The sequence below is a fragment of the Vulcanococcus limneticus LL genome, from assembly GCF_002252705.1.
Taxonomy (GTDB): Bacteria; Cyanobacteriota; Cyanobacteriia; order PCC-6307; family Cyanobiaceae; genus Vulcanococcus; species Vulcanococcus limneticus.
The window spans coordinates 1-9,789 of sequence record NZ_NQLA01000076.1 but is presented as its reverse complement, the minus strand read 5'-3'; the positions used below and the strand labels follow the sequence as shown (position 1 = coordinate 9,789).

The 9,789-nt window shown below is 53.6% G+C and carries 8 protein-coding genes; 3 read left to right on the top strand and 5 right to left on the bottom strand.

The window, feature by feature from the left end; genetic code table 11:
- Window positions 1-91 precede the first annotated feature (91 nt).
- The gene (locus tag CJZ98_RS16555) at window positions 92-352 is read right to left on the bottom strand and encodes a DUF2442 domain-containing protein (RefSeq protein WP_094592222.1); all 261 of its coding nucleotides are present in this window, start codon (window positions 350-352) and stop codon (window positions 92-94) included.
- Entirely contained in the window at window positions 324-497 is a 174-nt protein-coding gene (locus tag CJZ98_RS19595; protein ID WP_094592221.1) for a DUF4160 domain-containing protein, read from the bottom strand. The genes CJZ98_RS16555 and CJZ98_RS19595 overlap by 29 nt, the downstream gene beginning before the upstream one ends.
- A gap of 382 nt (window positions 498-879) precedes the next feature.
- Between CJZ98_RS19595 and CJZ98_RS18555 the strand changes: the two genes are divergently transcribed.
- Complete coding sequence (locus CJZ98_RS18555) at window positions 880-1,239, top strand: hypothetical protein (RefSeq protein ID WP_157911056.1); 360 nt, start codon at window positions 880-882, stop codon at window positions 1,237-1,239.
- A gap of 97 nt (window positions 1,240-1,336) precedes the next feature.
- Here the strand turns inward: CJZ98_RS18555 and CJZ98_RS16540 are convergent, their stop codons facing one another.
- Window positions 1,337-1,834 carry a hypothetical protein gene (locus tag CJZ98_RS16540; RefSeq protein WP_094592219.1) on the bottom strand — a complete coding sequence of 166 codons (498 nt, stop codon included), beginning with the start codon at window positions 1,832-1,834 and terminating at the stop codon, window positions 1,337-1,339.
- A 279-nt stretch (window positions 1,835-2,113) separates the two neighbouring features.
- The gene (locus tag CJZ98_RS18550; protein ID WP_157911055.1) at window positions 2,114-3,133 is read right to left on the bottom strand and encodes a hypothetical protein; all 1,020 of its coding nucleotides are present in this window, start codon (window positions 3,131-3,133) and stop codon (window positions 2,114-2,116) included.
- A gap of 572 nt (window positions 3,134-3,705) precedes the next feature.
- Here CJZ98_RS18550 and CJZ98_RS16535 point away from each other — a divergent pair.
- Both CJZ98_RS16535 and CJZ98_RS16530 read left to right on the top strand, forming a co-directional pair.
- Entirely contained in the window at window positions 3,706-6,678 is a 2,973-nt protein-coding gene (locus CJZ98_RS16535) for a tubulin-like doman-containing protein (RefSeq protein WP_094592218.1), read from the top strand.
- The gene (locus tag CJZ98_RS16530) at window positions 6,675-8,219 is read left to right on the top strand and encodes a substrate-binding domain-containing protein (RefSeq protein ID WP_094592217.1); all 1,545 of its coding nucleotides are present in this window, start codon (window positions 6,675-6,677) and stop codon (window positions 8,217-8,219) included. The genes CJZ98_RS16535 and CJZ98_RS16530 overlap by 4 nt, the downstream gene beginning before the upstream one ends.
- A 572-nt stretch (window positions 8,220-8,791) precedes the next feature.
- Here CJZ98_RS16530 and CJZ98_RS16525 read toward each other — a convergent pair.
- The gene (locus tag CJZ98_RS16525) at window positions 8,792-9,595 is read right to left on the bottom strand and encodes an N-acetylmuramoyl-L-alanine amidase (protein WP_094592216.1); all 804 of its coding nucleotides are present in this window, start codon (window positions 9,593-9,595) and stop codon (window positions 8,792-8,794) included.
- Window positions 9,596-9,789 lie beyond the last annotated feature (194 nt).

The following is a 9,789-nucleotide window of genomic DNA, read 5'->3' as shown; positions in this document are numbered from 1 at the left end:
CGGCGGAAGAGATGTCGGGCATCGCCAGCGGTGAGACCCACCGACCTAAACCGATGCTGACAGGGGCGCGGATGACACCGTGGACAGACTTTTAGGCGGCCCTGCTCTTCGCCCTCAGTGGAAACCTTTCAGGATGGCGTATCGACTCAACAGACAAGTCAATATCTAGATCTGGCCAATACAGGTGGTCGGGGCCAGGTCGCAAGACGTTGAGGATCTGCTGAATTGTGGCTGCCTTGAACCAGGGAAATTCGGAATACGGAAGTGCAAGCTCCTCATCGTCGATAAGCATCCAGACGCAATGGCCGGAAACATTCGTGACTTCAGCCCCCAAAGTGGTTGTTCCAGGCATCCGAGATCTCCTTTTTGCGGGACTCCACGAGGCGTTCTGCCTCTTTCATCTTTGATGAGCTTAGCCCAATATTGCGGGCGAGCTCAATGGTTGGTTCCAGCCAGAATTTAGCCTCACCATCTGGGTGACTCACATGGATGTGCATACGGCTTCCTCTCGTGAGAAGAAGAAAAAACGAAACTCGCCTTCCCGGAAGACGGTTGGTGACAAGCGCCCCCCTTCTATTTGATGTTCAGCATAGCCTGGGTTCCCACCTTGGGAGAGCAAACAGGTTCAAAATCAAGCCTCACATGCCAAGGACGATGGCTTGGCGAGACTGCTTTATGCATCTTTCCAACGCTTGCCATCACCTGGCCGCAGAGATTAAAGGGAGCATTCGGACGCACATGGTGGCGGCTCAGGTGAATGGCATTGTTAGCTGGCGAGAGAAAGTCTTAGTCCAGTCGTGCTTTAGCGCTGAAAGACTGCAGCACAAACCTGTGTGCTTCTGAATTCTGTGATTCAAGCACGATCTGTAGGCGTTCGCCTTGCCGCCCATTCCTTATCTCATCGATCCGATCGATCACCTGACCTCGGCCATCAACAACATCGAATGCCACCCGTATCTCCCCGCAGGGCCGCTCCAGGCAATTCACCTCCATGACATCGACGACCCCACCCCCGTAGAGCACGGGCTTGCGGCAGTTGTCCTGGCAGCGGCGGGTAAACACCCCTTGATCCGCATCCTGCCAACCCGCCTCAAGCAGGGTCTGCCGCGTCTCCCCACCCGGTTTCGCGGCGACGGCGCCGGAGATCTGCTGGCGCAGGCCTGCCAAGGTCGAACCAGCGACGAAACCCATGGCCAGGAGAACGACGGCCAGCATCAATCGGCCGCCGAAACCCTGTGATGCCAGAGCCGTAAGGCGGGTCTGCCTGCCGGGAGGTTTGCCCTGCGGAGATCCGCTTGGGGCAGGGGCCTTCCCCTCCAGCTCGGCGATCAGATCGTCAACGGTCTTTTTGTTCCTTGTCACCGTCGTATCCGCGGAGGGAACGGAACATAAGGCCACCACCGCTGCCGATCAGGGCCATCATCGTGAGTAGATTCCAGAGCGTAGTGGGCTGGAAACGCATAATCAACGTCTGCAGCACCCCCACCGCCAGGGCCGCCAGCGAGGACAGCACTAGAAACCAGCCCCAACGCTGATTGCGCAGCGCGAATAGCAGACAGAGACCGATTACAAGAGGAATCAGCAAAAGTCCGAAGCTGTTGTCAAGCCCCTGGGGCATCCCGAAGCCGCCCCCCCAGCCGCCGCCACCGAAAAGCGCACCAGAAGCCCCACCCCAGGAGCGCCCAAAACCCTGACCGACGCGGAGCCCCCGGCCCAGGCCGCTGGGCTGCGAACTCACCATGATCTGGTTAAAGAACAGAAACGCTCCCATCGATAGGAGCACACCCCCGAGCAAGAAAGTGAAGAAATCCTTGATCGGATCTCGAGAATTCATGGCTATGTCGCCTCAGCGGACTCTCAATCAGGGTACAGGGATTGGCCGGGGCTTACCACCGGGACCGCCTTCGGTACATCCCAACAGTCCGATGGTGACACCCAAATGTCGCAGCAGGAATACCGACTCGCAGCTGTAGAACTGATCGTCCTCGCACAGCTAACGCCCTGCTATCACCTGGCCGCCGAGAGTATTGTCTCTGGGTGATCATTAACTGCGAAGAGATTCAGGTGGCGGATCAGGTGAATAGCATTGTTGGATGGCTGGTTGATTAACGATTCATGGGTTAGAGCTGTTCTGAGCACGGTCTTTCCAGCCTATGAAGACCCTATGCTGTTCCTCGGGATAGGGATAGCGAGGGGCTTGGCTAAGTGGTGAATTCGGATGCAGAAAGTTAGTGTACCAATGTTTGGCTCCAAGACTTCTGATATAAGCCATTGCTTTGTCGGCCGAGGGCAATGGCTCAACCCGTAACCGCTCTCTTCCATCTACCTGCTTCCCGTATTCAACTCTGTCGCGGCTTGCATGCTCTGCTTGAAAGGTGTCGGACGATATCTGTCGGATCAGTACACCCGTAGGGCGAAAGTCAAAATCTTGACCTAACCCAAAGAATGATTTGGGAGGCGAAGCAGGATGTCTCATGTAAATTAGCACACCATTCGACATGGCAAAAAATCCGGCTGCTTCCTCTATCAATGACAAGTGAGGCGGATTGATGTGCCGCGACGCTTCGCTTAGATAGCGATCTCGAAGCGGACTGTTTCCTGATACTGCAGCACAAAACCCTTTAATTCGAAGTAGTGCTTCGATAATCAATCCAGAAGTAATGGCATCTTGACCTTCTTGATGAGCTACGTTTTCCAAAGCCTGCTCTACATCAATTGATACTGTCGCTTTGGCTTCTTCTAGCGCCTGAGCTAACGCCAGTTTTCTCTTTTCATCTTCCTCCTGCAATCGCGCATTTTGCTCCCAGCGTGAAATACCCCTATCAATTGCAAGATTTATTTCTGGAAGAAGAGCTGCAATGGCTTCAAGTTCGGCGATGATCTTCCTGCGTCGCGCTAAGCTCGCAGCATCTGCAATCGAGTTTTCGAATGACTGTAGCTGACTTGCCGAGCATGGAGGAAGTGTTTCTGCCATGCTGCCCACAAGTTCGTCTAGCTCCTTAAGCTGCGATATGCGATGCGGGCTCTTCTCTGAAAATGTTCGCGTAATGGCATTTCGAATAAGCTCGGCCTTTTGATAAAGCTCAAGCTTGCTTAATGATCTTTGCAAGGACTGAAGTTCTTGGTCAGTCACGAACTTGGCCTCCTTCGGAGATAAGCTGGCGCGGTGGCTTGCATGGATTGTATCAGTTATTCTTCATTCATGATATAAGAGGCCCATCCAACGCTGCCCCTGAGTGGCAGGCAATGAGCCTGGGGTGGCGCAGCAGATAGTTGAAGGTGGCCTGTCCACTCGAGGGGTGTGTTCGAAGTGTCGCTTCAAAACAGGTACCACCTACAAATATTTGCCTTACGTGCAGGACTCAGCCTACCTCTGCCTCCTCTCTGACACTTACTAGGGATCCTTTCCCTGTCAACACTGCAAGTGAGCGCTTGGAGCATGCTGCCCCCAGTTGGCAGTGAAGGAAGTGCGCTGCACTAGTTGAAAGAGAGTCTCGCTTTGTCAATGGGACAGAGCAGTTACTGTGCGGAATCTGCAATTTCGAAAACTTACACGGTTTCGAGGTCGCGTCGATGCCATCAAGGAAATTAACTTCGTCTTAACCACTTTAACGGGCTTCGCTCTGGTAAGCAGAGGCAGGTAGCACTGTCAGCTGGTAAAATTGAAGCATGGGCTTTATCTTACTGTAGAGCAGCCACCACAGCATGAATCATCTGGTGATAGGCCTGGGCGGAACAGGCGGCAAAAGCATCAGGGCACTTCGCAAGCTGATCTTTTCTGAGCAAAGGCTATCCACCCAGTCGGCTCCGAGTATTGACTTTTTGTACATAGACTCATCTCGCGAGATGATGTCGCAAACAGATCCTAGCTGGAAGGTTCTAGGAAAGTCTGTCCAGTTGTCAGCTGCATCCCAGCTGCAAATCACCGGGGAAGATCTGTCAAGCTTGCTGGATAACATCAACAACTACCCTGGCATCCGTGACTGGATAGGCTCACAAGGAACGTGGAAGGAGATCCTTGGAACAATTGTTGGCGAAGCCCTTGGTGGACAGAAGCGCAGGCTAGGGAGGTTCTTATTTGCCCGTCGGGTCAATGAGTATAAGACTAAGATCCAGACTCTCGTCCAAGGTCTCCAATCCAATGGAGATGCAAGTGTTACCTTCCATGTGATTGCAGGGCTCGCAGGCGGCACCGGCAGTGGCTCTGTTGTTGACGTTATTGCCCAGCTCCGGAATACATACCCTGATGGGCAGAAGTATAGAATCATGCCCTATCTCCTGTTGCCAGATCAGTACCCACAGCCAAACTGGGACACAGGCAACTATCACGCCAATGGATTCGCGGCCCTAACAGAGATCAACGCCCTCTCTGCAGGCGCTTATAAACCCGTTGATGTATCTACCGGCACTCAGATGAACGCTAAGGATCCATTCAACGGGGCCTATATTATCAGCAATGAAAATGAGAATGGATACATAGCCAATGTTGACACTGAAGTGCCAGGCATCATTGCAGAATTCCTTTTCCAAAAAATATTTGTTGCTGGCGCAGTTGGCCTGACATCCATTGCCAGGATGGAGAATGCCGAAAATGGGGATGGTACGCCAGAGACTGCAGCAACATCAAAAACTGGTGAACGCAGTAAAAGATTTCTCGGATTTGGAATCAAGAGAATTTCAATTCCTGAGGAAGAGATTAAAGAGTATCTGACACTTTCTTTTGCCCAGCAGGGGATTCACCAACTCCGGTTCAACAATTGGCAACAAGCTCTCGGCTACGTCAATGAGAGCAAGAACTTTGATCCAAACGCAGTTGTTCGTTTGGCTGATGTCCTTGCTGATTGGAGGCTATCCGATGACTATCTTCTACTTGCCGAAAGTATCTTGGGCTCAGATGATCCGAAACGCTCTTGGAAATCCCTTGTTGAAGAGTGGGCAAGCGTAAATCCTGCCTTTAAGCAGTTGGCCCAGCAGCAGGAGCCAAAGACGTGGATAACTTCTCTAAGTAGCTTTTTTCAAAAGCGGTTTGACGAAAGCTATAGGAATCTCGGAGTCAAAGAGTTTTACCGAATTAAAGGCCTTTCCAAGGCTACCATGGCTAAAGAGATTCGCAGGCTGATTGAGAGAGACTTGCTTGAACAGTGGAAGAATGGATCCCGCTCGCTCCAGGAGATCAGCAAGATTATTGATGCCTTGTCAGCTTGGCTGCAAGAAAAGATTGAGCAGAATGAAACTCGAGTAGCGAAAATCGATTCTCAGCTTGATGAACTAAGAAGCCAAGTGGCCAGTAACCTGAACGATTGGGCATCGCTTGGGGTTATTGGCAAGGCTTTTGGAAAGCGCGACAATATCTTCGAAAGGCAATCCGTCCTACTACAAAGTCTATATATTGAACTCACGCGAATTGAAGCGTATGCATTCGCTAAATTGTTATTGTTCGAGATTGTCTCCGAGATCCGGGACCTCAAGGTCACTGTTGACTCACTAACTGCAGATATTCAACAAGCAACTACACAGATCGCCAAATCGCTTGAAGAGAGACTTATCGCGAACAGCGCTGCAGACTCTAAAGGGCACATGATTCGATTTTACGAGCCTGTTGGGGTCCGATCAGCAATCAAGGAACTGGCCATAAATGAATCCTTTCAATCAGCTCATGCCTCTAAGATCCGTTCGATCCTTCTGGCCAAACTAGGAGACGATCTTTCCTTTTCACGGCTTCATGAAAGGGTTTCGGTCGTTGACCTTGTGGATAGTGTTACAGCTGCATCCGAGGAAAGTGCTCTTGCTGCTCATGCCAATATGATCGCTGAGTCCAACCAGCGAATATTGGGTGTATCAATACTTTCCAAACTAGAAGAGCGATATGGCTCTGACAGTGCGGCACTCAGACTTAAGATTCACGAGTTAGTTAATCAGGCTGGGACTTTCCTGACAATCAATCCCCTTGAGAGAGATAAGGTTGCGCCTGGAATCCCTACTGGCTCCCAGGTATTGGTCGCAAAGACAGTAGTCATGCTTCCCAAAGCAGCAAACAAAGAAGGGTTCATTAAAGAGCTGAAAGATGCCTTCCGGGCATCTATGAGCGGCGACCTGGAGTTTATTGATGTTGAGAATCAACAAAATGAAATAACAATACTTACAATAAAGAACTTATTCCCTCTTCGGATGGTGGGAATCCTCCCTTTCTTGCAGCAAAAGTGCGATCAACGACTGGCTGCGAATCGTGATCGAATGGAGATGGAGATCTTTACCTCAGGCTCTCTGCAAAGCTATCCAGGTTTATTCGCCCAAAGTGGTTCCGACCTGATCAAGCAAGCTGGTGTCCAGATCCTGCTGGGCCTTGGATTGGGGCTAGTAGTCAAAAGTCGAGGGAAGGAGACGCTTATGTTCAATAGTAAGGATGCTGACGGCTTTGATAACCCCCCTATTGAGTTGGGAAGTAGCGTTCTCAATGCCATGACACGCCTTGACTTTGGCTCAGTGGAAGCCATAACCTCTGCGAATCAGCAGGCACTTGAAGCATTGACTGATCCGGCTCAGGCCGAGCTCAATATTAAAGCGATTGTTGAGGAATCAAAGGCCGAAACTGGGAACGACCCAGCCAGTTCGGATTATCAACAACTTGTAGAGTGTGCTAAACTTTCGCTAAAGACTATTAGGGAGGCAGCAGCATGAGCAAGAAGGTAATTGGACGTTGCCTCAATATTGGCAATTGTGGCATTGCCAACTCGATGGCTGTTGTTGAGGTTGATGAATCTGCTGAATTTGTATGTACTGAGTGCGGGAAGCCCCTTGTTGTGGCGAATCAAGCATCCAAGAGCGGTGGTAACAAGTCAAGCCAAAAATGGTTGGCGGGCCTCGGGTTGGTGGGTGCAGCAGCAGCTGGAGTTTTCGGACTGAGCACAGTCTTGAAGCCCAAGGCACCCATAGCGGCCGATGCAACGGGTTCAAATTCCAGTCCTTCAGGAGCCAATGTCATTCTGCGGCTGGCTGGTTCAAATACCATTGGGGCAAAACTGGCACCAGCCCTTGTAGAGGCTTATTTTAAGTCCAAGGGTTGTACCGATATCACTCAGGAAAAGATTGAGGTTGAACTAATCAACGTTACATGTAGGCTTGGTGGGACTGACTATATCGCATCCATTAGTTCTAAAGGATCTTCCACAGCCTTTACTGGCCTGAAAGATGGCACCGCTGATGTTGGCATGGCTTCACGGAGAGCAAAGCCTGCAGATGTAGCGAGCCTGGCTGGTATGGGTAATATCCTCTCTCCTGCGAATGAACATGTAGTGGCTCTGGATGGCATTGCCGTCATTGTTAGTCCATCTAATCAGGTTCCAAGCCTTAGTGTGGACCAGGTCCGTGGTTTATTTGATGGAAAAATTACTTTTTTTAATCAGGTTGGAGGCATAAGTAAGTCCGTAAGACTATATCGTCGCGACGATAAGTCTGGAACTTTCGACTCCTTTAAAACACAGGTCATGGCTGGCATTCCGATTGCAGCCTCTGCGAAGGCCTATGAAGACAGCCACGAACTCTCTTCCGCTGTTGCAGGAGATGTTTCGGGCATAGGTTTCGTTGGACACACTCACATCGGAGACGCCAGGCCAGTACCAATCGGCGCGCCTGGACAGCAAGCACTACTTCCAAACCGATTCACAATTCAGACTGAGGACTATCCCCTCTCGCGGCGCCTCTACCTTTATTCGATTTCTGAGGCTGGCAATCCCGAGGTGGCTAAGTTTATTTCGTTCGTAACGTCTAAAAACGGCCAGTCTGTGGTTGAAAAGGAGAAGTTTGTTCCGCTTGAAATTGTTACTCAGCGTTCTGATCTCCCTGCTGGAAGTTCCAGCGCGTATCAAGCCGTTATTGCTGGGGCAGAGCGACTGTCCGTGAACTTCCGATTTAATACTGGTTCAAACCAGCTTGATAACAGGGCATTGGCTGACCTGGATCGAGTTACTGAGTTCTTGATTCGCACTTCAACCAATCCAAGTAAGCTTGTGCTGATTGGTTTTGCTGACAACGTTGGCGATCCTGCCTCCAATGTTGTCCTGTCCAAAGAGCGTGCCAACGCTGTGGCATCTGCTCTGAAAACTCGAGGAATTATACCTGGCCGAATAACTGGCTTTGGTGCGGAGAATCCCGTTGCGTCCAACGTTTCACCCGAAGGCCGTGAACGGAATCGTCGCGTTGAAGTGTGGGTGACCCGTTAGTGCGTGGCGGGACGCTACACCATCAGTACGCTCGGTCATTTAGGACGCCCTTTCCTACGACATCTCCAGCTGCTTTCGCAGGGTCCAGGCCGTGAGTGAGCGCTCCAAGACGGCAGCGGCGACCCCGGCGATGCCATCCCACTTGCCTCCCTGATGGTACGCAGGCGCTGTGCCCTCTTGGCCGCCGAACACGCGGATAATCCGGCTGGTTCTAGCTCTCACGCCTGAGCCCGGCCGCTACGGCCAAATCAGGGCTCGTATCACCATCTTCAAAACAGAAGCGCGATCCATCGAACTTGTCATTGGCTGGTTCCGCAAACCACCTGAAGCCAGACTGCCCATTCCGATAACCACCTGCCAGTGATGCGAGGGGGTGCGGGACAACCACTGTGCCGAAAGGCTTCTCAAGGATGACCTCCCCAGTGCGGGAACCGTTAGCGGGTCCGATAACCAACTGTTCACGGTGATACCCAAAGCCCCGACCGAATAGAGACGGTTCTCAACTCGGCAACCTCCACCAGCTCTAGAGACAGCCCCGGGAATCACCTGTATCCCAGAACACTCCGCCAGCATCAATACGTCGCCCGGCCCGTGTCATAGGCGCGCAGATTGCACAGGCTCACCGCCCTGCTGTAGGCCGGCAGGAAGCGGTCCCAGCGGAAGCTGCGCGGGTCATAGCGGGAGTGACTGCGGTCGGAGGCGGCATGGGTGGTGAGCCGGCTCAGAGGGATGCCGTGGCGCGCCTGCCACAGCAGCACCTGGGCCGCCGCCGCGTTGTACTGGGCCGGCGTGTAGCCGGAATGGGCGTCCTGATCGCCGCGGCCATCGGCCGGCGTTTCCAGGCTCAGGTGCAGCGTCACGTTGTTGATTGATCCCACCGAGCTCGGCCGGATCCGCACCGTCATGTCCCCAAAGGCCGACATCCCCGCCCCGTAGGCCCGCTTCCCATCCGGCACGATCCGCAGCCGCTGGCCCACGCGGTCGATCAGCAGGTGATAGCTCACCTGGTCCTCATCCTTCGGGTGGGGCGTCTGGAACAGCCGCACCGTGGCCGGCGCCGACAGCACCGTTTCATGCAGCATGATCAGCGCCGGCTGGTGCGGCACCGGCCGGTCGAACGCATCCTCGCCCTGGCGCTCGCCGAAGTTCGTGGCATCGGCGGGCCGGGCCAGCTCCTCGCCCAGGCCCAGCTCCGCCCTGAGCCGGGCCTCGCAGCCCGCCAGCTCGGCCTCACTGAGCCTGGGCAACCCCGCATCGGGCAGCTCCTGCACCTGCCAGCCGGGCTTCGGCCCGCAGCCGCTCGCCAGGGGCAGCAGTAGCGCCGCCGTGGCCAGCACACCGGCGCGGCGCCCCGCATGTCTTGCAGCAGAAACCATCGGCGGGAGCTCAGGTGCAGGGCCGCCCCATGCTGGCCCGAACTCACTCCGGCCGGTTCAACTCCGGCAGCAGCGGCGGCGGCCCCAGCTGCTCCAGGCGGAACGAGCTCCCGTAGCTCGGCGTGGGGCGCATCGAGTAGAAGCTGGGCGCCGGCTCGCCCGCCACAAGCCGCCGCAGCCCCAGCCAGCCGCCG